Origin of the sequence: Streptomyces sp. NPDC087901 (genome assembly GCF_044742205.1) — a bacterium.
Taxonomy (GTDB): Bacteria; Actinomycetota; Actinomycetes; order Streptomycetales; family Streptomycetaceae; genus Streptomyces.
Genome location: NZ_JBIUUC010000019.1, coordinates 102,810 through 126,856, shown reverse-complemented (window position 1 = coordinate 126,856; position 24,047 = coordinate 102,810). Strand labels below are relative to the sequence as shown.

The following is a 24,047-nucleotide window of genomic DNA, read 5'->3' as shown; positions in this document are numbered from 1 at the left end:
CCGCCTCCCGTCTTCGTCCTCCGTGAGGACCCTCCGCGATTCGAAGAGGTACGCCTGTATGTCCGTGTCCAGCATTCCCGGCCGTCTCCGTAGCCTGAACAAGACCCAGAAGCTCTCCGCCGTCGGCATCTCCGCCGTCGCCGCCGCTGCCCTCTCCTTGTCCCTGGTACCCGGTAACGCCGAGGCCGAGACCGAGCCTCAGGCGCTCTCCGCCGCTCCCGTCGCCTTCACGTCCGCCGCCGGCACCTCGCAGGCCAAGACCATCCAGGCCAGCATCATCGAGCAGCACTCCACCGCCGAGCAGCTGATCAAGGCCGCCGACACCGCGCGGGCCAAGAAGGCCGCCGCCGTGAAGAAGAAGGTCGAGGCCGTCGCCAAGGCGAACGCCGAGAAGGCGGAGACCAAGGCGAAGGCCGCCGCGAAGTGGAAGGCCAAGAAGGCCGCCGCCAAGCGCAGCACGCAGGCCGCCAGCCGCTCCGAGTCGCGCACCCCGGTGTTCGCGAACAACCTGGACGGCTGGATCAAGGAGTCCCTTTCCATCATGAAGGCCAAGGGCATCCCGGGCACCTACGACGGGCTGCACCGCAACATCATCCGTGAGTCCAGTGGCAACCCGAACGCCATCAACGACTGGGACGTCAACGCGGTCAACGGTGTCCCGTCGATCGGTCTGCTCCAGATCATCAAGCCGACGTTCGACGCCTACCACGTCAGCGGTACCCCCCACACCCAGTACGACCCGGTCGCCAACCTCACCGCCGCGGCCAACTACGCCGCCGACAAGTACGGCTCGATCGACAACGTCAACAGCGCGTACTGAGCAGTTCCGGACCACGCCGAAGGGCGGCACCCCGCGGGGTGCCGCCCTTCGGCGTCGTGCTGTGCGCAGAGGCGCCCGCTACTTGCGCATGACCTCCGGCTCGTGGCGGCGCAGCAGTCGTGCGACCGCCACACCGCAGATGATCCCGAGGATCAGCAGTACCGAGATGTTCATCCCCCACTGGCCGGCCGTGTGCTCCCACAGCGGGTCCAGGTCCGTGGGGTTCTTCTGGTCCCACGGCGGCATCAGGTGGGCGAGGTCGAGCGTGGAGCCCGCACCGGCGATGGCCCAGCGGGAGGGCATCAGCCAGGCGAACTGCTCCAGGCCGGGCGATCCGTACACCTGGAACAGGATGCCGGTGAAGACGACCTGGACGATCGCGAACATGACCAGCAGCGGCATGGTCTTCTCGGAGGTCTTCACCAGCGAGGAGATGACCAGGCCGAACATCATCGAGGTGAAGCCGAGCGCGATGATCGTCACGCAGAGTTCCACGGCCGGCGGCATGAACAGGCCCTCCGCCGGCAGATCGCGGGTGGCGAAGCCGATGCCGCAGATGATGACGCCCTGGATGGCTGTGATCACGCCGAGCACGATCACCTTGGACATCAGGTAGGCCGAGCGGGAGAGGCCGGTGGCCCGTTCCCGTTCGTAGATGACGCGTTCCTTGATCAGTTCTCGTACGGAGTTGGCCGCAGCGGAGAACGTCATCCCGATCACCAGGATCAGCATGATCGTGCCGGCGTCGCCGTTGAACCGGGACGGCGGCTTCGGCGGGGCGAGGCCGAAGTCTGCGGGGATGACCACGCTGACGATGCCCAGCACCGCGGGCAGGATCACCATGAGACCCATGAAGCCCTTGTCGGACGCGATCACCGACACATAGCGGCGCATCAGCGTCCACAGCTGCGTCATCCAGCCCTGCGGCTTCGGCGGGCGCATCTGCTGCGGGGGCGGCATGTGTACGGACTGCGCGGCGACGGCGTCGATGTCGGCGGCGTACATCTGGTAGTGCTGCGAACCGCGCCAGCGGCCCGCCCAGTCGTAGTCGCGGTAGTTCTCGAACGCGGAGAAGACGTCGGCCCAGGTCGAGTAGCCGAAGAAGTTGAGCGCCTCCTCCGGCGGGCCGAAGTAGGCGACGGCGCCGCCCGGCGCCATCACCAGGAGCTTGTCGCAGATGGCCAGCTCGGCGACCGAGTGCGTGACGACGAGCACGGTGCGGCCGTCGTCGGCCAGGCCGCGCAGCAGCTGCATGACATCGCGGTCCATACCCGGGTCGAGGCCGGAGGTCGGCTCGTCCAGGAAGATCAGCGAGGGCTTGGTCAGCAGCTCCAGGGCCACGGAGACGCGCTTGCGCTGGCCACCGGAGAGCGAGGTGACCTTCTTGTCCTTGTGGATGTCGAGCTTGAGCTCGGCGAGTACCTCGTGGATCCGGGACTGACGCTCGGCCTCGGTGGTGTCCGCGGGGAAGCGGAGCTTGGCCGCGTACTTGAGGGCCTTGGTGACCGTGAGTTCCTTGTGCAGGATGTCGTCCTGCGGGACCAGACCGATGCGCTGGCGGAGCTCGGCGAACTGCTTGTACAGATTCCGGTTGTCGTAGAGGACGTCGCCCTGGTTGGCGGGCCGGTAGCCGGTGAGCGCCTTGAGCAGGGTGGACTTTCCGGAGCCGGACGGGCCGATGACCCCGATCAGCGACTTCTCCGGGACGCCGAACGACACGTCCTTGAGGATCTGCTTGCCTCCGTCGACCGTCACCGTCAGGTGGCGGGCGGCGAAGGAGACCTCACCGGTGTCGACGAACTCCTCGAGCCGGTCGCCGACCAGCCGGAAGGTCGAGTGACCGACGCCGACGATGTCGTTCGCGCCGATGAGCGCGGAACCGGACTTCGAGAGCGGCTGGCCGTTGACGTACGTGCCGTTGTGGGATCCGAGGTCGCGGATCTCGAAACGGCCGTCGGGTGTCGCGTGGAACTCGGCGTGGTGGCGCGAGACCTGCAGGTCGGAGACGACCAGCTCGTTCTCCAGCGCACGGCCGATCCGCATCACCCGGCCGAGGGCCAGCTGATGGAACGTGGTGGGGCTCCGGTCGCCGTACATCGGCGACGCCCCCGCCGCGCCGCCGCCGTGAGGTCCCGGTGCCATGCCCTGCTGCTGCGGCACATGGGGCTGCTGCGGCTGGGCCTGAGGTGTCTGCCGCCAGGCCTGCTGCTGGGCGGGCGGCTGCTGCCCGCCCGCTCCTCCCTGATGCGGGGCCTGGTGCGGGGCCTGCTGCGGCTGCTGCGGCGGCTGCTGGGCGGGGGCCTGGGCACCCGCGGCGGCCTGCCCGCTGTACACATCTGCGCCGCTGAGGCTCAGCCGGGGTCCGTCGGTGGCGTTGCCCAGGTGCACGGTGGAGCCGGGCCCGATCTCCATCTGGTGGATCCGCTGGCCCTGCACATACGTGCCGTTGGTGCTGCCGTGGTCCTCGATGAACCAACCGCGCCCGCTCCAGCTGATCGTGGCGTGGCGCCACGACACCCTGGCGTCGTCGATCGTCATGTCGCCCTGCGGATCACGTCCGAGGGTGTACGGCCTGGACGGATCGAGCGTCCAGGTCCTGCCATTCAATTCCAGTACGAGTTCCGGCACTCCGCGCCCCACTAGTTGTCCCCCGAATTACCCCCGTTGCAGGGAGTCTAGGGATGCTGAACATCGTGGGGAACTATTCCAGGAGCAGTCCCCGATACGAAAGCCGGGCGGCAGGTTGACCGAACCGAGACCGCACCGTTGCGAACGGCCCGGCCCGAACAGCCGCCTAAGGTCACGAATGGACATGCGACGGCGCAGGTCGCCACAGACAGTGATATTACGGGCGCCGGGTCGCTGTCCGGTCCTCGGGACGGGCCGTCGGGGGCGTGCGGCGGACCGATACGGTGGAAGCACCATGAGCGCATCTCAGCCCCCTCAGCCCTCCTTGTCTCCTGAGCCTCCTGAGTCACGTCGGGACGCAGACACGCCCACCCTTCTCGTGAAGATCTTCGGGAAGGACCGGCCCGGAATCACCGCCGGGCTCTTCGACACCCTCGCCGCCTACTCGGTCGATGTCGTCGACATCGAGCAGGTCGTCACCCGTGGCCGCATCGTCCTGTGCGCACTGGTCACCGCCCCGACCGCGGGCGGGACCACCGGGGGCGACCTGCGGGCCACCGTGCACAGCTGGGCGGAGTCCCTGAAGCTGCAGGCCGAGATCATCTCCGGTACGGGCGACAACCGCCCGCGCGGCGACGGCCGTTCCCATGTGACGGTGCTCGGGCACCCGCTCACCGCGGAGTCGACCGCCGCCATAGCGGCCAGGATCACCTCGACCGGCGGGAACATCGACCGGATCTTCCGGCTGGCGAAGTATCCGGTCACCGCCGTCGAGTTCGCGGTGTCCGGCACCGGAACCGAGGCGCTGCGCACCGCGCTGGCCGTCGAGGCCGCCGGGATCGGCGTCGACGTCGCGGTCGTCTCGGCCGGGCTGAGCCGCCGGGCACAGCGGCTCGTCGTGATGGACGTCGACTCGACGCTCATCCAGGACGAGGTCATCGAGCTCTTCGCGGCCCATGCCGGCTGCGAGGCCGAGGTGGCCGCGGTGACCGAGCAGGCGATGCGCGGTGAGCTCGACTTCGAACAGTCGCTGCACGCGCGGGTGGCGCTGCTGGCGGGGCTGGACGTATCGGTGGTGGAGAAGGTGCGCGCCGACGTTCGACTGACGCCGGGCGCCCGCACCCTGATCCGTACGCTGAAGCGCCTCGGCTACCAAGTGGGCGTCGTCTCGGGCGGGTTCACCCAGGTGACGGACGATCTCAAGGAGCGGCTCGGGCTCGACTTCGCCTCTGCCAACACTCTGGAGGTCGTCGACGGAAAGCTCACCGGCCGGGTGACCGGGGACATCGTCGACCGGGCGGGCAAGGCCCGGCTGCTGCGCAGCTTCGCGGCGGAGGCCGGGGTGCCGCTGGCGCAGACGGTGGCGATCGGTGACGGGGCGAACGACCTGGACATGCTGAACACCGCGGGGCTCGGGGTCGCCTTCAACGCCAAGCCGGTGGTCCGCGAGGCCGCGCACACCGCGGTGAACGTGCCGTTCCTGGACACCGTGCTCTATCTGCTCGGCATCACGCGCGAGGAGGTCGAGGCCGCCGACGGCCTCGTCGAATAGGGACGCGAGCCCGGCACGTACACAGGGCCCGGGTGCGCACGCCGATGCGTGCGCACCCGGGCCCTGTCGTGAGCCGGGGCGGTCAGTCGTTCGGAGTCCAGTACTCGACGAGCTTGCCGACGCCGTGCTCCACGCTCTTCCAGGTGCCGGGGACCTCGACCACGGCGAACGCGGCGGTCGGGAAGCCGCCGCGGGTCATCCGCGCCAGGGCGTCCCCCTCGGCCCCACCCGCCAGGGCGTCGGCGACGGCGTGCATACCCGGGTTGTGGCCGATCACCAGCAGATTGCGGACGTCGTCGGGGGTCTCGTTGATCAGCGCGATCAGCTCGCCGAGCGAGGCCTCGTAGAGCCTCTCCTCGTAAACGGTCCTGGGGCGCTCCGGCATCTCGTGCACGGCCAGCTTCCATGTCTCCCGCGTCCTGGCCGCGGTCGAGCAGAGGGCCAGATCGAAGACGATCCCGGAATCGACGAGTTTGCGGCCTGCCACGGGGGCGTCCTTGCGGCCGCGCTCCGCGAGCGGTCGCTCATGGTCGGAGTCCTGCGACCATTCCGCCTTTGCATGCCTGAGAAGGACGATCCTGCGAGGTGTATCGACGCTCATACACCTCAGCTTCGCATGAAATGTGCCAGCTGGCGCAGGGTGTTGGAGGGCTCCCCCGCCCCTGCCCCCGGACATCAGGGGGTGAGCAGCTCCACGATTCGCTCGAGCAACCGGCCGACCGCGGGATCGCCCGTGGCCGCGTGCGCCTGGCCCGGTCCGGCGATCAGCAGGAGGAGCGCGCCGAAGGCCACGGCGGGCAGCGCGACCGCCCACCACGGCAGCCGGACCTCGACGCCGACGGCGTCCGGGCGGGCGGAGCGGGTGTGCGTACGGGTCGGCATGTCCGCCTCCGTGGGGTCCTGGATTCCGATACTCAGAACCTACGGATCCGGGGACGCCGCTCCCATCCGGTGACCCACCCACTTCACCCTGACCCTGGCCCCCTAGGGGATGGTGGGGCTAGCCCCACCATCTCGCCGGGAGCCGGGGCGTCACGGAGAGGCGATGGAGGCGATCACGCCGATGACGACCGTGATCAACAGCATGGCCCCGAAGACCATGAGCAGCTTCTTCTGACCGTTCTGGGGATTCGGATCGAGCACAGGAGACATGGCCCCAGTCTCGCATCTCAGCATTCGTCCTCGATCGTCCGGTCCCGGCCGGCCAGGATGCCCGCCACCATCTGCGGCACCATCAGGGCCGCCATGAGCGCGATGGGCAGCCCCCAGCCGCCGCTGTGCTGGTAGAGCACGCCCACCAGGAGCGGTCCGGGGATCGAGATGAGATAGCCGGTGGACTGGGCGAACGCGGACAGCCGCACAACTCCGGCGCCGCTGCGGGAGCGCATGCCGATCATGGTGAGGGCGAGCGGGAAGGCGCAGTTCGAGATGCCCAGGAGCAGCGCCCAGGCCCAGGCCCCGCCGGAGGGGGCGAGGTAGAGGCCCGCGTAGCCGATGAGGCCGCAGGCGCCGAGGAAGACGACGATCGGCCCCTGGTTCTTCATCCGGGCGGCGACCCTGGGGATGACGAAGGCCAGCGGTACGCCCATGGCCATGGTGACGGCGAGCAGGACGCCCGCGGTGCCGGCCGAGACCCCGGCGTCACGGAAGATCTGCGGCATCCACCCCATGGTGATGTAGGCGGCGGTGGCCTGGAGGCCGAAGAAGCAGGCGAGGGCCCAGGCGGTGCGGCTGCGGGTGATCCGGAGTGCGGGGACCTCCGGCCGGTGGGCCGCGGGGTTGCCGGTGCCGCCGCTGCGGTCCCGCGCCAGCGCGATCCAGGGCAGGATCGCGGCAGCGGCGAGGGCGGCCCAGATGCCCAGACCGGCCTTCCAACTGCCTCCCATCGCCTCGGTCATGGGTACGGTCACGGCCGCGGCCAGCGAGGTGCCGAGGGCGAGGGCCATGGAGTAGAGGCCCGTCATCGAGCCGACGCGGTCCGGGAACCAGCGCTTGACGATCACCGGCATCAGGACGTTGCTGACGGCGATGCCCATCAGGGCGAGCGCGCTCGCGGCGAGGAAGCCGGCGGTGCCACCGACCAGGGGCCTGATCGCCAGACCCGCGGTGATGGCGACCATGCCCGCGCAGACGACCGCGCCCGGTCCGAAGCGGCGGGCCAGGCGCGGCGCCATGACGCCGAAGACCGCGAAGCAGAGCGGCGGTACGGAGGTGAGCACCCCCGCGACGCTGCCGCTCATGTGCAGCCCGTCGCGTACCTCTTCGAGGAGGGCGCCGAGGCTGGTGATGGCGGGGCGGAGGTTGAGCGCGGCGAGAACGAGCCCGACGACGACCAGGCGGAACACCCAGGGGGCGGGGCCACCGGCTCCCTGCGCGGGCGCCTCGGCGCGGGAGGCGGCCCGGGCGGCGGGGTCCAGGGTCGGGGTCCGGGGAGAGGTTTCGTCATCACGCATGGGGCCATCATAGAATCATGGGATGATTGCTTGTCCAATCCTCTGAGAGGATCGGGACACTCCACGAGACGGCGGGGCGGCCCCCGTCCGCCGCACACCCGAGCAAGGAGCACCATGGCGTTGACGTCCCCGCGGCGTTCGGCACTCGCCGACCAGGTGATTGCCCAGCTGCGGAACCAGATCACCTCGGGCGAGTGGCCCGTGGGTTCGCGCATCCCCACCGAACCCGAGCTGGTCGAGCAGCTCGGGGTGGCCCGTAACACCGTCCGCGAGGCGGTTCGCGCGCTCGCGCACAACGGGCTGCTCGACATCCGGCAGGGCTCGGGCACCTATGTGGTGGCCGTCAGCGAGCTGGCCGGGGTGATGCACCGCAGGTTCGCGTCCGCCGATCCTCGCCATGTGGCCGAGCTGCGCTCAACCCTGGAGGCGTCGGCGGCACGCCTGGCCGCCGCCCGGCGCACCGAACGGGACCTGAAGCAACTTGACGCGCTCATGCGGCGCCGGGAGGAGACCTGGGCGGCGGGGGACGCGGAGGCCTTCGTCGCGGCGGACGCGACGCTACATCTGGCCGTGGTCGCCGCCTCGCACAACGAGGTGCTGACCGGCCTCTACGCCGACCTCGGTGATCTGCTGAAGGAGTACCTGCGGGACGACGTAGGCCATGAGCTGGGGCCGGACGAGCTCATGGACCACGGCCGGCTGGTCGAGGCCATCCGGGCAGGCGACGCGGAGACGGCGGCAGCCGAGGCTGCGAGCCACGCGCTGAGCTGTCTGGTGGACCGGGTCTAGGACGCTTCGGCTAGCTGCCTGACAGACCGGGCCCAGGACGCTTCGGCTAGCTACCTGACAGACCGGGTCCAGGACCCCTCAGCGAGCCGCCTCACGGACCAGGCCTAGGACGCCTCGGTCTTGTGTGACTCGTCGGCGTGGGTCACCCACGCCGAGCCGACCTCTTTCCAGCAGCGGTCGTCCAGCCGCACGGTCCCCCCCGGGCCGACGTCGACCGGCTCGGAGTCGGCGTCGATGTCCCACCAGCGGGCGCACTCGGTGTGCAGCTGGACCCGGTCGGTGGAGGGGTAGGGGTTGTGGCAGTAGGCGACGACCCGGGAGCCCTTCACCGATGTACGGCATTCGGCGCCGGAGGGTTCGGGGGCAGCGGCGGGTGCGGCCGAGCCTGCGGCGCCGACATGGCCCGCCGCATACAGGCCGACGGGCACGAGCAGCCCGGCGACGACGGCGGAGGCCACCAGCAGGGATCGGGTTCGGTGACGTGTGCCGCGCACAGCGATCTCCTCCCCTCAGCCTGACCAGAAGTCCGGTTTCTCCACATTCTGCGGTGGATCGACCAGCTTTTCGACCTGAGCGCCGGGAGGCCGGGCGGGGCAAGGAAAACGGCCGCCCACCACCTCCGGGGAGGTGGTGGGCGGCCGGGGTACGAGGGTCAGGCACCCATCATGTGCACGCCACTGTCGACGTGGATGATCTCGCCCGTCGTCCTCGGGAAGAAGTCCGAGAGCAGCGCGACGACGCCGCGGCCGGCCGGCTCCGGGTCCTTCATGTCCCACGCCAGCGGCGCGCGGGTGTTCCACACGTCGGCGAGCTCACCGAAGCCCGGGATGGACTTGGCGGCCATGGAGCCGATCGGTCCGGCCGAGATCAGGTTGCAGCGGATGCCGTCCTTGCCCAGGTCGCGGGCGAGGTAGCGGGAGGTGGCCTCCAGCGCGGCCTTCGCCGGGCCCATCCAGTCGTACTGCGGCCAGGCGTACTGCGCGTCGAAGGTGAGGCCGACGATCGAACCGCCCTCGCTCATCAGCGGCTTGCACGCCATGGCGAGCGACTTCAGCGAGAACGCCGAGACGTGCATCGCCGTGGCGACCGACTCGAACGGGGTGTTGAGGAAGTTGCCGCCGAGTGCGTCCTGCGGCGCGAAGCCGATGGAGTGGACGACACCGTCGAGCGAACCGAGCTCGTCGCGCACCAGACCGGCGAGCCGGTCGAGGTGTTCGGTGTTGGTCACGTCCAGCTCGATGACCTTGGCCGGCTTGGGCAGCTTCTTGGCGATGCGCTCCGTCAGCGTGGGCCGCGGGAAGGCGGTCAGGATGACTTCGGCGCCCTGCTCCTGGGCCACCTTGGCGGTGTGGAACGCGATGGACGACTCCATCAGCACCCCGGTGATGAGGATGCGCTTGCCGTCGAGAATTCCGCTCATGGTGATCAGTGACCCATGCCCAATCCGCCGTCAACGGGGATGACGGCTCCAGTGATGTACGACGCGTCGTCGGAGGCGAGGAAGCGCACCGCGGCGGCGATCTCCTCGGGCCGCGCGTAACGCGCGAGCGGCACCTGGGCGACGATGCCCTTGCGCTGCTCCTCGGTGAGTGCCTGCGTCATGTCGGTGTCGACAAAGCCGGGCGCGACGACGTTGAACGTGATGTTCCGCGAGCCGAGCTCACGGGCGAGCGACCTCGCGAAGCCGACCAGACCGGCCTTGGACGCGGCGTAGTTGGCCTGTCCGGCCGAGCCGAGGAGGCCGACGACGGAGGAGATGAGGACGACGCGGCCCTTCTTGGCGCGCAGCATGCCGCGGTTGGCGCGCTTGACGACCCGGAAGGTGCCGGTGAGGTTGGTGTCGAGCACGGACGTGAAGTCCTCCTCGGACATCCGCATCAGCAACTGGTCCTTGGTGATACCGGCGTTGGCGACCAGTACCTCCACATTGCCGTGCTTCTCCTCGACCTCCTTGTAGGCCTGCTCCACCTGCTCGGCGTCGGTGATGTCGCAACGGACCGCGAGAACACCGGCCTCGGTGAGCTCCGCGGGCGGCTCGCCGGAACGGTAGGTGATCGCGACTTTGTCGCCGTTGTCGGCGAAAGCGCGGGCGATGGCGAGGCCGATGCCCCGGTTTCCTCCGGTGACGAGAACCGAGCGGCTCAACGGATCACCCTTTCTTCGGCGGTCTGGTACATCGAAAACCTATCGGTACCGCCCGCTCCGCGAGGAATCGGCCCCTGACAGCGCCTTCCCCCGGTCACTGTGGGGTTCCTACAGAGACGTACCCGGCCCGGCGGGCCATGACCGGACCGGGGGCCACCGGACGGTCCACCCTCGCGCGGCCCGGAATTGGGCCGCGACGCCGCTGCGACCGTGCTTCACTGCCTCGTAAACGATCCGAGGGTATGTGACGCAGAGGAGAGGCAGCCCGTGCCCCATGAGGTAGATGAGTCGTTCCTGGCCCTCCCGCTACGGCCGCTCGCCGACGCGGCGCTCGCCCGCGCGCGGGCGCTCGGGGCCGTGCACGCCGACTTCCGCTTCGAGCGGGTGCGCAGCGCCACGTGGCGCCTGCGGGACGCCCGGCCGGCCGGGTCGTCGGACACCACCGATCTCGGGTACGCGGTGCGGGTGGTGCACGGCGGGGCGTGGGGGTTCGCCTCCGGGGTGGATCTGACGATGGACGCGGCGGCGAGGGTGGCCGGGCAGGCCGTCGCCATGGCCAAGCTGTCGGCGAAGGTGATCGCGGCGGCGGGGTCCGACGAGCGGGTCGAGCTTGCCGACGAGCCTGTGCACGGGGAGCGGAGCTGGGTCTCGGCGTACGACGTCGACCCCTTCGACGTGCCGGCCGAGGAGAAGGCGGGGCTGCTCGCCGAGTGGAGCGGCCGGCTGCTGGGGGCGGATGGCGTGGCGCATGTGGACGCCTCGCTGATGACCGTCCACGAGAACAAGTTCTACGCCGACACGGCCGGCACGGTCACCACGCAGCAGCGGGTGCGGCTGCATCCGCAGTTCACCGCGGTCGCCGTGGACGCGACGACCGGTGAGTTCGACTCGATGCGCACGATCGCGCCGCCGGCGGGACGCGGCTGGGAGTACCTGACGGGGACCGGCTGGGACTGGAACGCGGAGCTGGAGAGCATCCCCGGGCTGCTGGCCGAGAAGATGCGGGCCCCGAGCGTCGAGGCGGGGACGTACGACCTGGTCGTCGACCCGTCCAATCTGTGGCTGACCATCCACGAGTCGATCGGCCACGCCACCGAGCTGGACCGGGCGCTGGGGTACGAGGCGGCGTACGCCGGGACCTCGTTCGCCACGTTCGACCAGCTGGGGAAGCTGGCGTACGGCTCTCCGGTGATGAACGTGACGGGTGACCGCACCGCCGAACACGGACTCGCGACGATCGGGTACGACGACGAAGGTGTCGAGGCGCAGTCCTGGGACCTGGTCAAGGACGGGACGCTGGTCGGCTACCAGCTGGACCGCCGGATCGCGAAACTGACGGGCCTGGGCCGGTCGAACGGGTGCGCGTACGCGGACTCGCCGGGCCATGTCCCCGTACAACGGATGGCGAACGTGTCGCTGCAGCCGGATCCGGGCGGGCTCTCCACGGAGGATCTGATCGGCGGGGTGGAGCGCGGGATCTACGTGGTCGGCGACCGGTCCTGGTCGATCGACATGCAGCGGTACAACTTCCAGTTCACCGGGCAGCGGTTCTTCCGGATCGAGAACGGACAGCTGGCCGGGCAGTTGCGCGATGTCGCCTACCAGGCGACGACGACGGATTTCTGGGGTTCGATGGAGAAGGTCGGCGGTCCGCAGACGTACGTCCTGGGCGGCGCCTTCAACTGCGGCAAGGCCCAGCCGGGCCAGGTCGCGGCGGTCTCGCACGGCTGCCCCTCCGCCCTCTTCCGAGGCGTGAACATCCTCAACACGACGCAGGAGGCCGGGCGATGAGCGGCAACCACGGAACCGGCTGGGGGCCCGGGAGTTGCTCCCCGGGGCAGCACAGTCTCAACACGACGCAGGAGGCCGGGCGATGAGCCGCGTCAGCAAGCCGCACGAGATCGTCGAGCGGGCGCTCGAACTGTCCACCGCCGACGGCTGTGTGGTCATCGCCGACGAGGAGTCGTCGGCCAATCTGCGCTGGGCCGGCAACGCGCTCACCACGAACGGCGTGACGCGGGGCCGCACCCTGACCGTCATCGCCACCGTCGACGGTGCCGAGGGCGCCGCCTCCGGTGTCGTGTCCCGGTCCGCCGTCACCGCGGCCGATCTGGAGCCGCTGGTGCGGGCCGCCGAGGCCGCCGCGCGCGGGGCCGGCCCGGCCGAGGACGCACAGCCGCTGGTCACCGGGGTGCCGGAATCCCCCGACTTCACGGACGCGCCCGCGGAGACGGGCTCCGACGTCTTCGTGGCCTTCGCCCCCGCGCTCGGCGACGCCTTCGCCCGGGCCCGTTCCGGCGGCCGTGAGCTGTACGGCTTCGCCAACCACGAGATGACCTCGACGTACCTGGGTACGTCGACGGGGCTGCGGCTGCGCCACGACCAGCCGAACGGGACGCTGGAGCTGAACGCCAAGTCGCCCGACCGGTCGCGTTCGGCCTGGGCCGGACGCTCGACCCGTGACTTCAAGGACGTCGACCCCGCGGAGATGGACGCCGGGCTCGCGCAGCGGCTGGCCTGGGCGGAGCGCCGGATCGAGCTGCCCGCCGGGCGGTACGAGACGCTGCTGCCGCCGACCGCCGTCGCCGACCTGCTGATCTACCAGCTGTGGTCGGCGACCGCGCGGGACGCCGTCGAGGGCCGGACGGTGTTCTCCAAGCCGGGCGGCGGGACGCGGCTCGGCGAGACCCTGTCCCCGTTGCCGCTGACCCTGCGCAGCGACCCGAACGTGGCGGGGCTCGAATCAGCGCCGTTCGTCATCGCGCACTCCTCCGGGGACGGCGGCTCGGTCTTCGACAACGGGCTGCCGCTGGGCCGGACCGACTGGATCAGGGACGGCCGGCTGGAACAGCTGACGACGACCCGGCACACGGCGGGCCTGACCGGGCTGCCGGTCGCTCCGGCGATCGACAACCTGGTGCTGGAGGGCGGCGGTGAGCGGTCCCTGGAGGAGATGGTGGCCGCGACGACCGGCCGCGCACTGCTCCTGACCTGCATGTGGTACATCCGGGAGGTCGACCCGGCGACGCTGCTGCTGACCGGGCTGACCCGCGACGGGGTGTATCTCGTGGAGGACGGCGAGGTCGTCGGCGAGGTGAACAACTTCCGCTTCAACGAGTCCCCGGTGGACCTGCTGTCGCGGGCCACCGAGGCGGGCCGGACGGAGAAGACGCTGCCGCGCGAGTGGGGCGACTGGTTCACCCGGGCCGCGATGCCCGCGCTGCGCATCCCGGACTTCAACATGAGCTCGGTGAGCCCCGGCGTATGACCCGCCTAGACTGACTGTTGCCTTTCGATACACGTATCGACACACGTAGCTGAGGAGACACGGAACCGTGACGGACATCGTCGACGAGCTGAAGTGGCGCGGGCTGTTCGCCCAGTCCACTGACGAGGACGCACTGCGCAAGGCTCTCGCGGACGGTCCTGTCACGTTCTATTGCGGCTACGACCCCACCGCGGCGAGTCTGCACGTCGGTCATCTGGTGCAGGTGCTCACCATGCGCCGGCTCCAGCAGGCCGGTCTGCGGCCGCTCGCCCTGGTGGGCGGGGCCACCGGCCAGATCGGTGATCCGCGGCCGACCGCCGAGCGCACGCTGAACGACCCGGAGACGATCGCCGCCTGGGTGTCGCGGCTGCGGTCCCAGATCGAGCCGTTCCTGTCCTTCGAGGGCGAGAACGCGGCGGTCATGGTGAACAACCTGGACTGGACCGCGGGCATGTCCGCGATCGAGTTCCTTCGGGACATCGGCAAGCACTTCCGGGTCAACAAGATGCTCACCAAGGAGTCCATCGCCCGGCGGCTGGAGTCAGACGAGGGCATCAGCTACACCGAGTTCAGCTACCAGCTGCTCCAGAGCATGGACTTCCTGGAGCTGTACCGCCGCCACGGCTGCACCCTTCAGCAGGGCGGCAGCGACCAGTGGGGCAACCTCACCGCGGGTCTCGACCTGATCCACCGCCTGGAGCCGGGCGCCGAGGTCCACGCGCTGGCGACGCCGCTGATGACGAAGGCGGACGGCACCAAGTTCGGCAAGTCCGAGAGCGGGGCCGTCTGGCTCGACCCGGAGATGACCACGCCGTACGCGTTCTACCAGTTCTGGCTGAACGTGGACGACCGCGACGTCTCCCGCTACATGCGCATCCTCAGTTTCCAGACCCCTGCCGAGCTGGAGGAGCTGGAGAAGGCCACCGAGGAGCGTCCGCAGGCGAGGGCGGCGCAGCGTGCGCTGGCCGAGGAGCTGACGACGCTGGTGCACGGCGCGGACCAGTGCGCCGCTGTCATCGCCGCGTCGAAGGCGCTGTTCGGTCAGGGCGAGCTCGGCGAGCTGGACGAGGCGACGCTGAGTGCCGCACTGTCCGAGGTGCCGCACGCCCAGGTCACCGAGCTCGGTCCGCTGGTCGACCTGCTGGTCGAGGCCGGTCTGGCGCCGAGCAAGTCGGGTGCCCGGCGCACGGTCAAGGAGGGCGGCGCCTACGTGAACAACGTGAAGGCCCTCGACGGTGAGGTGGCACCGGCCCGCGAGGAGCTGCTGCACGGGCGCTGGCTGGTGCTGCGCCGGGGCAAGAAGAACCTCGCGGCGATCGAGGTCACGGCCGGCTGAGCCGTAAGAACGTGCAGGACAGCGATACGGCGGGGCACGCATCATGCGTGCCCCGCCGTATCGCTGTCCTGCACGTGGGTCAGGTCTTCTGCCTGCTGCCCCGGATCGAAGCCCACAGCATGTCGCCGACACCGACCACCACCACGGCTCCGATCAGCTGGAGCACATGACGTGTCCAGTCGATTCCCTTGGTGTCGTTGACACCGATCCAGGTGGCGACAGCATTGCCGAGGATGCTGCCGATCATGCCGAAGATGACCGTCAGCCAGAGTGGGATCTCCTGCTTGCCCGGCAGGATCGCCTTCGCGATCAGACCGAGCACCAGGCCCACGATGATTGCCCACAACCAGCTCATGTCGCCTCCTTGTGCGACGCGGTGTCGCGCATGTCCGCCCAGTCTCGGTCCTGGGTCGGTACGCCGCATGCCGGACAGGGCCGTACGTGCGGCGGGGCGACACTGCGTACGTATGCGGCGCGCCCCGGTCTCGAACCTGGGGGAGGCCGGGCGTACCGTGGATCCGGTCCGGTCCGGGGAGCGTCCGGCGCAGGAACGGGGTCTCCCCCAGTTCGTCATGAGCTCGGGGAAGGTTGGTGGAGACGTGTTGGGGAAGCAGAGCGGTGCAGAGGTCTTCCGGATCACTGGGGCGCGGCAGGGGCTCGCGGAGGATGTGCGCGGCAGGCAGCGGCGCTATGTGATCTCGATGTCCGTGCGCACGGTTTCGGTGGTCGCCGCCGCGGTCCTGTGGAACGTGGAGCGCCATGTGGCGATCGTGGCGCTCGCGCTGGGGGTTCTGCTCCCGTACGTCGCGGTCGTCATCGCCAACGCGGGCCGCGAGAACAGTCCTTCGATTCCCTCGACCTTCGTGCCGGCGCCGACGCGGCTCGCTCTGGACGCCGCTCCGGTGGCCGGTCCGGCGGAGCCCGGTCCGGAGACCGGACACGTCTTCCGCAGTCCGGATCCGCAGGAGCACAGCTGAGCCCTACAGCGGCCCAAGCTCAAGAAAAGCTCAGATCAATCATGAAGTTCCAGTGCACCGCACCCTGGTCTGCGTGACATACTTCGTTAGCGCTCCGCATCCCCCGTCGGAGCGACGGACCGACGCCGGGCAGCTCCCCCCGTGGCTGCTCGGCGTCGCCATTTCTCCGGCGGGGATGCCGCAGGGCCTGCCCTCCGGCTCAGGCCCTAGGGTTGAGTCCGTGAACTCCCCCGAATCCGATTCCGCGGCCGAGCGTGCTGCCACCGCCCCCGTCTGTTCGGCCAAGGGCTGCCGCACCGATGCCGTGTGGGTGCTGGCCTGGAACAATCCGAAGCTGCACACCCCCGAGCGCCGCAAGACCTGGCTGGCCTGTGACGAGCACCGGGAGCATCTCTCCTCGTTCCTGGGGGTGCGGGGCTTCCTGAAGGACGTGGTGACACTGGCCGAGTGGGAGTCGTCGGACTCGCCGCCCCCCGCGTAACGACTCGGGCGCTACCCGCCGATCGCCGACATCGGGCGGTCCGGCTGGAGGAACGACGGGTCGTCGAGGCCGGATCCGGCCTTCTTGCCCCACATGGCGAGCTTCCAGAGCCGGGCGATCTCCTCGTCCGGTGCCTCCGAGCGCAGTGCGCCGCGCAGGTCGGTCTCCTCGCGGGCGAACAGGCAGGTGCGCACCTGCCCGTCGGCGGTGAGCCTGGTGCGGTCGCAGGCCCGGCAGAACGGGCGGGTGACGGAGGCGATGACGCCGACCCGGTGGGGTCCGCCGTCCACGAGCCAGCGCTCGGCGGGGGCGGAGCCACGCTCGCCGTCCTCCTCGGCGGTGAGGGCGAAGCGGGTGCGCAGCGACTGGAGGATGTCGCCTGCCGTGATCATTCCGTCGCGCTTCCAGCCGTGCTGGGCGTCGAGCGGCATCTGCTCGATGAAGCGGAGCTCGTACTCGTTGGCCACGGCCCAGGCGAGCAGCTCGGGCGCCTCGTCGTCGTTGAGCCCCGGCATCAGGACGGTGTTGACCTTGACGGGGGTGAGGCCGGCGTCGCGCGCGGCCTCGAGTCCGGCCAGGACGTCGTGATGGCGGTCGCGGCGGGTGAGGGTCTTGAACACGTCGGGGCGCAGGGTGTCCAGGGAGACGTTGACCCGGTCCAGGCCTGCGGCCTTGAGCGCCGCGGCGGTCCGCTTCAGTCCGATGCCGTTGGTCGTGAGCGACATCTTCGGGCGGGGTGTCAGGGCCGCGCACTGCTGGACGATGGAGACGAGTCCGGGACGCAGCAGCGGCTCTCCGCCGGTGAAACGGACTTCGGTGATGCCGAGCTGCGTGACGGCGATGCGGACGAGCCGGACGATCTCGTCGTCACTCAGCAGGTCGGGCTTGGCCAGCCACTGCAGGCCCTCTTCGGGCATGCAGTAGGTGCAGCGCAGATTGCAGCGGTCGGTCAGCGAGACACGCAGGTCGGTGGCGACCCGGTCGTAGGTGTCGATGAGCATGGTGCGCCCCCTCCCTCCGGTGACTTCCCGGTTGCGGTATCTGACTCTTCCGAGACTACGCGAGACCTGTGACAGCGGAGGGGACCGTTTGACACGAGGAGCGGCGCGGCCGCGTCGTAGGACTCTACGACGCGGCCGCGGCGACGGAGTGGTGCGGGTACCCGACTCCTCTGTGAACTTCTGCTCTCAGTGGGCTCCGATGCCGGTGAGGGACTTGACCTCCAGCTCGGCGTACTTGCCCTTGTCCGGCTCCTCCTTCGACAGGAGGGAGCCGATCCAGCCGAGCAGGAAGCCCAGCGGGATGGAGATCAGGCCCGGGTTCTCCAGCGGGAACCAGGCGAAGTCGACGCCCTTGAACATCGAGGTCTTCGCGTTTCCGGAGACGACCGGCGAGAACAGCACCAGGATCACCGAGCTGGCGAGGCCGCCGTAGATCGACCACAGCGCGCCCTGGGTGGTGAACCGCTTCCAGAAGAGGCTGTAGAGGAGCGTCGGCAGGTTGGCCGAAGCGGCGACGGCGAAGGCGAGCGCCACCAGGCCGGCGACGTTCATGTCGCGCGCGAAGGCGCCCAGCAGGATCGCGGCCGCACCGATGAAGACGGTGGCCCAGCGGGCTGCTCGCATCTCCTCCTTCTCGGTGGCCTTCCCCTTGCGGATGACGTTGGCGTAGATGTCATGGGCGAAGGAGGACGAGGAGGCGAGGGTGAGTCCCGCGACGACGGCGAGGATCGTGGCGAAGGCGACCGCGGAGATGACGGCGAGCATGACGGCTCCGCCGGTGGTGCCGACCCCGCCGAGATACTCGGCGAGCTGCGGGGCCGCCGCGTTGCCTGCCGGGTTCTTCGCCTTGATCTCGTCCGGGCCGATGAGGGCCGCGGCGCCGAATCCGAGCGCGATCGTCATCAGGTAGAAGGCGCCGATGATGCCGATGGCCCAGTTGACCGACTTACGGGCCGCCTTGGCGGTCGGCACCGTGTAGAAGCGGATCAGGATGTGCGGCAGACCGGCGGTGCCCAGCACCAGGGCGATGCCGAGGGAGAGGAAGTCCAGCTTCGACGTGCCGGTGGCGCCGTACTTCAGCCCGGGCTCCAGGAACGAGGCGCCGTGGCCGCTCTTCTCGGCGGCGGTGCCCAGCAGGTCGGAGACGTTGAAGTCGAACTTCCACAGCACCATGAAGGTCATCAGGATGGCGCCCGCGATGAGGAGCACGGCCTTGACCATCTGCACCCAGGTGGTGCCCTTCATGCCGCCGATGGTGACGTACACGATCATCAGTACGCCGACCAGCGCAACGATGAGGATCTTTCCGGCGTCGCTGGTGATCCCGAGGAGCAGCGAGACCAGAACTCCCGCGCCCGCCATCTGTGCCAGCAGGTAGAAGATCGAGACGATGATGGTGGAAACACCCGCGGCGGTACGGACCGGGCGCTGGCGCATCCGGTAGGCGAGAACATCGCCCATGGTGTAGCGGCCGGAGTTGCGCAGCGGTTCGGCTACCAGCAGCAGCGCCACCAGCCAGGCGACGAGGAAACCGATCGAGTAGAGGAAGCCGTCGTAGCCGAAGAGGGCGATGGCTCCGGCGATGCCGAGGAACGAGGCGGCGGACATGTAGTCGCCGGAGACCGCGAGGCCGTTCTGGAAGGCGGTGAACTGGCGGCCGCCCGCGTAGAAGTCGGAAGCGCTCTTGGTCTGGCGGCCGGCCCAGACGGTGATGCCGAGGGTCGCGGCGACGAAGATCCCGAAGAGCGAGATGATCAGCGGCCGGTGCTCGCTGGTGGACGAGGCGGCGAGCGTCACGACGGTGTGGGAGTGGTACGCGGCGCTCATACGTCGGCCTCCATACGGGACTTGATGGCCTCGGCCTTCGGGTCGAGCTTCGCGTTGGCGTGCCGCGAGTAGAACCAGGCGATGAGGAAGGTGGTGAGGAACTGGGCCAGGCCGAAGACGAAGGCCACGTTGAAGTTGCTGTACACCTTGGTGCCCATGAAACCGCCGGCGTAGTTGGAGAGCAGCACGTACAGCAGGTACCAGAGGACGAAGGCGATGGTCAGCGGAAAGGCGAACGAGCGGTACGAGCGGCGCAGTTCGCCGAATTCCTGACTCGCCTGCTCCGCGACGAACGCCTCGGTGGTGGGCTGGGCGGGGCCGGTCTCCGTACTGCCCTCGGGCGGCGGTGCATCGGTAGCCACGGAATCTCCTCGCGACGCGGGTGCGGTGGTGGTGGGGACGGTGGATTTCACTGGGGACCTCGATATCGGGGGGTGGGTAATGCGCCTCCCCTGACAACGGCACGCAGCGCGCGGCGAAGCGGTTCACCACGGTTTCCGCCTTCTCCGTGTCACCCCTTCGGACGCTCCGGCGGGAATCGGATCTCTCGAACTCATTGATGAGCGGGGATGATCAGCGATAGCTTCACTCGTCATGTACGCGACTGGACACGCCTCGTGGCCGGTCGACTGACACGGATGAAGTGGAGACCCCATGGCTCATCTGGGATCCAGACGGAAGCGCGCGCTGACGCTGCCCGTCGGATTGGCCCTCACCGCATCGCTCGGCTTCCTGCCGACGGGCCCCGCCTCCGCCGCTCAGGTGGAGGACACGCCCTCGGCAGCGGTGTCGACGGACGGCCCGAAGCTGTCGTACGTGGTCAACACTCGCGGCGGTCACGGCACCGTCAAGCAGGTGCGCAAGGCGATCGAGCGGGCCGGCGGCACGGTGGTGATCGCCTATGACCGGATCGGGGTCATCGTCGCCCACTCGCAGAACCCGCAGTTCGCGCAGTCGATGCGCCGCGTCAAAGGCGTCGATTCGGCGGGCGCCACCCGTACCAACCCGATCGTCCCGCAGGCCACCAAGGACATCGGGGTCGAGCAGCCGCTGACCGCGCAGCAGGAGCGGACCGCGGCGGCGCAGGCGACGGCGGGCCAGGACCCCATGGAGCCGCTGCAGTGGGACCTGCCCGCCATCAAGGCGGACAAGGCGCACGAGAAGTCGCTGGGCAGCCCGAGGGTCACGGTCGCGGTCATCGACACGGGCGTGGACGACACCCACCCGGACCTCGCCCCGAACTTCGACCGCTCCGCCTCGGCGAGCTGTGTGTCCGGCGCCCCGGACACGACGGAGGGCGCCTGGCGTCCGGCGGCCGGTGAGAGCGACCACGGCACGCATGTCGCGGGCACGATCGCCGCAGCGAAGAACGGTATCGGGGTGACGGGCGTCGCACCGGGTGTGAAGGTCGCCGGTATCAAGGTGTCGACCCCGAGCGGGTTCTTCTACACCGAGTCCGTCGTGTGCGGCTTCGTCTGGGCTGCCGAGCACGGCGTCGACGTCACCAACAACAGCTATTACACGGACCCGTGGCTGTACAACTGCAAGAACGACCCGGACCAGGCCGCACTCGTCGAGGCGGTCGCCCGGGCCACGCAGTACGCGGAGCGCAAGGGCACGGTCAACGTCGCCGCGGCGGGCAACTCGGCCGAGGACCTCGCGGCCGACACGCTGGAGGACATGACGAGCCCGAACGACACCACCCCGGCCGCCCGGACCATCGACCCGAAGCAGTGCTTCGACATCCCGACGATGCTGCCGGGTGTCGTGACGGTCTCGGCGACGGGCGCGAAGGGGCTGAAGGCCTCGTACTCGAACTACGGCAACGGCGTCATCGACGTGGCCGCGCCGGGCGGTGACTCGACTGTCTACCAGGCACCCGAACCGCCGGCGACGAGCGGTCTGATCCTCTCCACGCTGCCGGGTGGCAAGTACGGCTACAAGGGCGGTACGTCGATGGCCTCCCCGCACGTCGCGGGGGTCGTGGCCCTGATCAAGTCGACGCATCCGTACGCGTCGGCTGCCGCGGTCAAGGCCCTGCTGACACTCGAGGCCGATGCCAAGGCGTGCGGTGAGCCGTACGACATCGACGGTGACGGCAAGATCGACGCGGTCTGCGAGGGCGGCAAGAACCGTAACGGCTTCTACGGGGCCGGAGTGGTGGACGCGCTGGACGCGGTGCGCTGGTAGCGGCCGGTCGGTGCGGGGGCCGGGACGTTCCGGCCCCCGCACCGAGCGGGGGCACGGGGCCGTGCCGGGCTCACGCCGGCCGGCCCCTACCCTGCGATTGGCACTCGGTGCCATAGTGCGGGGATGACGTCTGCCCCCACCTCCGCCACCGAGCAGGCCTGGGCCGCTCTCGGCGGTGACCCCGCGCTGCTCGGCCGTATCGGGACCTCGGGACCAGCCGGGCTGCTGCCCTCCCGGCTGCCCGTGCGGGAGCTGGCCCGCGCCGCTGTCGCGGTCTGCTCCCTGGCCGCCGCCGAGCTCGCGGCCCGCCGCACCGGCGGACCCGTACCCCGCGTCCCGATCGACGACGGGGCGGTGGCCACCGCGTTCGTCAGCGAGCGCCATCTGCGCGTCGACGGCCGCGCCCCGACCAATTTCGCCCCGCTGTCCCGGTTCTGGCGCACGGCCGACGGCTGGGTCCGTACCCACGCCAACTACCCGCACCACCGGGCCCGGTTGCTGGGCACGCTGGGACTGTCCGCGGACACCGCCGACGACGTGGCCGTCGAGGCCGCGGCCGCGTCCTTCGCGGGGCGCCGGGGGTCCGAGATCGAGGAGACGGTGTACGCGGCGGGCGGCCTGGCCGTCGCCGCCAGGACACCCGGGGAATGGGCCGCCGACCCGCGCCGCCTCGCACTCCGCGACGTGCCGCTGGTCGAGCGGGAGCGGATCGACGCCGCTCCGGTGCGCCGGACCGTTCCGCTCACCGGCACACCGCTGCGGCCGGCTGCCGGGCTGCGCGTCCTGGACCTCTCCCGGGTCCTCGCGGGGCCGGTGGCCACCCGTACGCTCGCGCTGCTCGGCGCGGACGTGCTGCGCATCGACGCCCCGCAGCTCCCGGAGAGCCAGGACGCGCACAGCGACACGGGGTTCGGGAAGAGGTCGGTGAGCATCGACCTGACGAGCGATGCCGGCCTCGGCGTCTTCGACGAGTTGCTGGCCGGGGCGGACGTGGTCGTCACCGGATACCGGCCCGGTGCGCTGGAGCGGCTGGGGCTGACACCGGAGTCCCTGGCCTCGCGCAGGCCGGGGCTGGTCATCGGCAGGCTGTCGGCCTGGGGGCACGGCCCGTGGGACCGGCGGCGCGGTTTCGACAGCCTGGTGCAGGTCGCCACCGGCATCGCGGTGGCCGAAACCGAGCCGGGAGCGGAAGGACCGCCGGGTGCGCTGCCGGCCCAGGCACTGGACCACGGCACGGGCTATCTGCTGGCCGGGGCCGTACTGCGGGCACTGACCGAGCAGCACGACGAGGGCGGCTCGCGGCTGGCCACGCTCTCTCTCGCCCGTACCGCCGCCTGGCTGACCGACGAGATCCCGGCGCCGCCGGACCAAGCGGCGCAGGACGGCACGTACGACCCGGAGAAGTGGCTCACCGAGACCGGCAGCCCGTTGGGACGCCTGCGCCATGCGCTGCCGCCGGTCGCCTTCGACGGGGCACCGGCCGGCTGGTCGCGTCCGCCCGGCAGACTGGGAGCGGACGCGGCCGCGTGGCTCACGGCTTGATGAGGACCTTCAGCGCCGTGCGCTCGTCCATCGCCTTGTAGCCGGCCGGTACCTCGTCGAGGCCGATGGCCAGGTCGAAGACGGGTGACGGGTCGATGGTGCCGGACAGGACGTCGGGGAGCAGTTCCGGGATGTAGGTGCGGACGGGGGCGACCCCGCCGCGCAGGGCGATGTTCCGGTCGAACATGACGCCGAGGTCCAGTCCGGTGCCGCTGCCGTGCGGCACGCCGACGTAGCCGATGGAGCCGCCGTCGCGGGTGATGTCGACCGCCGTGCGCATCGACTGCTCGGTGCCGACGGCCTCGATGACCGCTTGCGCGCCGTCTCCGCCCAGCAGCTCCCGTACGGCGGCGACGGCCGCCTCGCCGCGCTCGGCGACGACGTCCGTGGCACCGAAGGTGCGGGCGATGTCCGTGCGCGCCCGGTGGCGGCCGAGCGCGATGATCCGCTCGGCACCGAGCCGCTTGGCGGCGATGACACCGCACAGGCCGACGGCGCCGTCACCGACGACGGCGACCGTGGAGCCCGGCTTCACACCGGCGCCGACGGCCGCGTGGTGGCCGGTGCCGAGAACATCGGAGAGGGCCAGGAGCGCGGTGAGCAGGTGGTCGTCGGATGCCGCGGCGGCGGGGAGCTTGACCAGCGTGCCGTCGGCGAAGGGGACACGCACGGCCTCGCCCTGCCCCCCGTCGGAGCCGACCGAGCCCCAGAAGCCGCCCTGCGGGCAGGAGGTGGTCAGGCCCTCGGCGCAGTAGGTGCAGGTGCCGTCGGACCAGACGAAGGGGGCGACGACGAGGTCGCCGGCGGAGAAGCCGTTGACCTCGGAGCCCGTCTCCTCGACGATCCCCAGGAACTCGTGGCCGATGCGCTGGCCGGGCTGCCGGGCGGACTCGCCGCGGTAGGCCCACAGGTCGCTGCCGCAGATGCAGGCCCGCAGGACCCGCAGCACCACGTCGGTGGGCTGCTGGATCACCGGGTCCGGGACCTCCTGCACGCGAATGTCGTGGGGGGCGTGGATGACGGTGGCGCGCATGCGTG

General features: G+C 70.2%; 23 protein-coding genes. 10 read left to right on the top strand and 13 right to left on the bottom strand.

What is annotated here, in order from left to right:
- Nucleotides 1–58: 58 nt before the first annotated feature.
- Nucleotides 59–820 carry a transglycosylase SLT domain-containing protein gene (locus ACIOEW_RS37325; protein WP_362557199.1) on the top strand — a complete coding sequence of 254 codons (762 nt, stop codon included), beginning with the start codon at nucleotides 59–61 and terminating at the stop codon, nucleotides 818–820.
- A gap of 78 nt (nucleotides 821–898) precedes the next feature.
- Here the strand turns inward: ACIOEW_RS37325 and ACIOEW_RS37320 are convergent, their stop codons facing one another.
- A complete protein-coding gene (locus ACIOEW_RS37320) occupies nucleotides 899–3,460 on the bottom strand; it encodes an FHA domain-containing protein (RefSeq protein WP_401969674.1) in 2,562 nt (853 codons plus the stop codon).
- A gap of 283 nt (nucleotides 3,461–3,743) precedes the next feature.
- Between ACIOEW_RS37320 and serB the strand changes: the two genes are divergently transcribed.
- Nucleotides 3,744–5,000 (top strand): phosphoserine phosphatase SerB, encoded by a 1,257-nt coding sequence (gene serB / locus ACIOEW_RS37315; protein ID WP_362557195.1) that lies wholly within the window; start codon nucleotides 3,744–3,746, stop codon nucleotides 4,998–5,000.
- 82 nt (nucleotides 5,001–5,082) lie between these two features.
- Here serB and ACIOEW_RS37310 read toward each other — a convergent pair whose 3' ends face one another.
- The 4 genes from ACIOEW_RS37310 to ACIOEW_RS37295 form a co-directional block, all read right to left on the bottom strand.
- A complete protein-coding gene (locus ACIOEW_RS37310; RefSeq protein ID WP_362557193.1) occupies nucleotides 5,083–5,601 on the bottom strand; it encodes a histidine phosphatase family protein in 519 nt (172 codons plus the stop codon).
- A 74-nt stretch (nucleotides 5,602–5,675) separates the two neighbouring features.
- A complete protein-coding gene (locus ACIOEW_RS37305) occupies nucleotides 5,676–5,882 on the bottom strand; it encodes a hypothetical protein (RefSeq protein WP_401969671.1) in 207 nt (68 codons plus the stop codon).
- A 150-nt stretch (nucleotides 5,883–6,032) separates the two neighbouring features.
- Nucleotides 6,033–6,143 (bottom strand): SGM_5486 family transporter-associated protein, encoded by a 111-nt coding sequence (locus ACIOEW_RS37300; protein ID WP_266786054.1) that lies wholly within the window; start codon nucleotides 6,141–6,143, stop codon nucleotides 6,033–6,035.
- 26 nt (nucleotides 6,144–6,169) lie between these two features.
- The gene (locus ACIOEW_RS37295; protein WP_362557190.1) at nucleotides 6,170–7,453 is read right to left on the bottom strand and encodes a CynX/NimT family MFS transporter; all 1,284 of its coding nucleotides are present in this window, start codon (nucleotides 7,451–7,453) and stop codon (nucleotides 6,170–6,172) included.
- Between the two features lie 114 nt (nucleotides 7,454–7,567).
- On the opposite strand from ACIOEW_RS37295, the gene ACIOEW_RS37290 reads away from it, so the two are divergent.
- Nucleotides 7,568–8,242, top strand: coding sequence for an FCD domain-containing protein (locus tag ACIOEW_RS37290; protein WP_362557188.1), 675 nt, complete (start codon nucleotides 7,568–7,570; stop codon nucleotides 8,240–8,242).
- A 104-nt stretch (nucleotides 8,243–8,346) separates the two neighbouring features.
- On the opposite strand, the gene ACIOEW_RS37285 is transcribed toward ACIOEW_RS37290, so the two are convergent.
- From ACIOEW_RS37285 to fabG, 3 genes are all read right to left on the bottom strand, one after another.
- Nucleotides 8,347–8,736 (bottom strand): hypothetical protein, encoded by a 390-nt coding sequence (locus tag ACIOEW_RS37285; protein ID WP_362557186.1) that lies wholly within the window; start codon nucleotides 8,734–8,736, stop codon nucleotides 8,347–8,349.
- Nucleotides 8,737–8,894: 158 nt separating this feature from the next.
- Nucleotides 8,895–9,662, bottom strand: coding sequence for an enoyl-ACP reductase FabI (fabI, locus tag ACIOEW_RS37280; RefSeq protein ID WP_350999460.1), 768 nt, complete (start codon nucleotides 9,660–9,662; stop codon nucleotides 8,895–8,897).
- Between the two features lie 5 nt (nucleotides 9,663–9,667).
- Nucleotides 9,668–10,387: a 3-oxoacyl-[acyl-carrier-protein] reductase gene (fabG, locus tag ACIOEW_RS37275; protein ID WP_362557185.1), complete on the bottom strand. Its 720-nt coding sequence runs from the start codon at nucleotides 10,385–10,387 to the stop codon at nucleotides 9,668–9,670.
- A gap of 267 nt (nucleotides 10,388–10,654) precedes the next feature.
- Between fabG and ACIOEW_RS37270 the strand changes: the two genes are divergently transcribed.
- The 3 genes from ACIOEW_RS37270 (at nucleotide 10,655) to tyrS (ending at nucleotide 14,991) form a co-directional block, all read left to right on the top strand.
- On the top strand, nucleotides 10,655–12,178 hold the full coding sequence (locus tag ACIOEW_RS37270) for a TldD/PmbA family protein (protein ID WP_362557183.1): 1,524 nt from the start codon (nucleotides 10,655–10,657) through the stop codon (nucleotides 12,176–12,178).
- A gap of 82 nt (nucleotides 12,179–12,260) precedes the next feature.
- Nucleotides 12,261–13,655 (top strand): metallopeptidase TldD-related protein, encoded by a 1,395-nt coding sequence (locus ACIOEW_RS37265; RefSeq protein ID WP_401969668.1) that lies wholly within the window; start codon nucleotides 12,261–12,263, stop codon nucleotides 13,653–13,655.
- A gap of 67 nt (nucleotides 13,656–13,722) precedes the next feature.
- On the top strand, nucleotides 13,723–14,991 hold the full coding sequence (gene tyrS / locus ACIOEW_RS37260; protein WP_401969665.1) for a tyrosine--tRNA ligase: 1,269 nt from the start codon (nucleotides 13,723–13,725) through the stop codon (nucleotides 14,989–14,991).
- 79 nt (nucleotides 14,992–15,070) lie between these two features.
- On the opposite strand, the gene ACIOEW_RS37255 is transcribed toward tyrS, so the two are convergent.
- A complete protein-coding gene (locus tag ACIOEW_RS37255; protein WP_148016000.1) occupies nucleotides 15,071–15,346 on the bottom strand; it encodes a GlsB/YeaQ/YmgE family stress response membrane protein in 276 nt (91 codons plus the stop codon).
- A 244-nt stretch (nucleotides 15,347–15,590) separates the two neighbouring features.
- On the opposite strand from ACIOEW_RS37255, the gene ACIOEW_RS37250 reads away from it, so the two are divergent.
- Together ACIOEW_RS37250 and ACIOEW_RS37245 are read left to right on the top strand one after the other, a co-directional pair.
- A complete protein-coding gene (locus ACIOEW_RS37250) occupies nucleotides 15,591–15,968 on the top strand; it encodes a DUF3099 domain-containing protein (protein ID WP_362557178.1) in 378 nt (125 codons plus the stop codon).
- Between the two features lie 220 nt (nucleotides 15,969–16,188).
- The gene (locus ACIOEW_RS37245; protein WP_401969662.1) at nucleotides 16,189–16,449 is read left to right on the top strand and encodes a hypothetical protein; all 261 of its coding nucleotides are present in this window, start codon (nucleotides 16,189–16,191) and stop codon (nucleotides 16,447–16,449) included.
- 11 nt (nucleotides 16,450–16,460) lie between these two features.
- On the opposite strand, the gene moaA is transcribed toward ACIOEW_RS37245, so the two are convergent.
- The 3 genes from moaA to ACIOEW_RS37230 all read right to left on the bottom strand — a co-directional run bounded on the left by moaA (nucleotide 16,461) and on the right by ACIOEW_RS37230 (nucleotide 19,639).
- Complete coding sequence (moaA, locus tag ACIOEW_RS37240) at nucleotides 16,461–17,450, bottom strand: GTP 3',8-cyclase MoaA (protein WP_362557174.1); 990 nt, start codon at nucleotides 17,448–17,450, stop codon at nucleotides 16,461–16,463.
- A 186-nt stretch (nucleotides 17,451–17,636) separates the two neighbouring features.
- Complete coding sequence (locus ACIOEW_RS37235) at nucleotides 17,637–19,277, bottom strand: cation acetate symporter (RefSeq protein WP_362557172.1); 1,641 nt, start codon at nucleotides 19,275–19,277, stop codon at nucleotides 17,637–17,639.
- Complete coding sequence (locus ACIOEW_RS37230) at nucleotides 19,274–19,639, bottom strand: DUF485 domain-containing protein (RefSeq protein ID WP_328948045.1); 366 nt, start codon at nucleotides 19,637–19,639, stop codon at nucleotides 19,274–19,276. Before ACIOEW_RS37230 ends, ACIOEW_RS37235 begins: the two co-directional genes overlap by 4 nt.
- 292 nt (nucleotides 19,640–19,931) lie before the next feature.
- Between ACIOEW_RS37230 and ACIOEW_RS37225 the strand changes: the two genes are divergently transcribed.
- Together ACIOEW_RS37225 and ACIOEW_RS37220 are read left to right on the top strand one after the other, a co-directional pair.
- Complete coding sequence (locus ACIOEW_RS37225) at nucleotides 19,932–21,467, top strand: S8 family peptidase (protein WP_401969659.1); 1,536 nt, start codon at nucleotides 19,932–19,934, stop codon at nucleotides 21,465–21,467.
- A 123-nt stretch (nucleotides 21,468–21,590) separates the two neighbouring features.
- Nucleotides 21,591–23,009 (top strand): CoA transferase, encoded by a 1,419-nt coding sequence (locus ACIOEW_RS37220; RefSeq protein WP_401969657.1) that lies wholly within the window; start codon nucleotides 21,591–21,593, stop codon nucleotides 23,007–23,009.
- Here ACIOEW_RS37220 and ACIOEW_RS37215 read toward each other — a convergent pair.
- Nucleotides 22,999–24,042 carry a zinc-dependent alcohol dehydrogenase family protein gene (locus ACIOEW_RS37215; RefSeq protein WP_401969654.1) on the bottom strand — a complete coding sequence of 348 codons (1,044 nt, stop codon included), beginning with the start codon at nucleotides 24,040–24,042 and terminating at the stop codon, nucleotides 22,999–23,001. The genes ACIOEW_RS37220 and ACIOEW_RS37215 overlap by 11 nt on opposite strands.
- Nucleotides 24,043–24,047 lie beyond the last annotated feature (5 nt).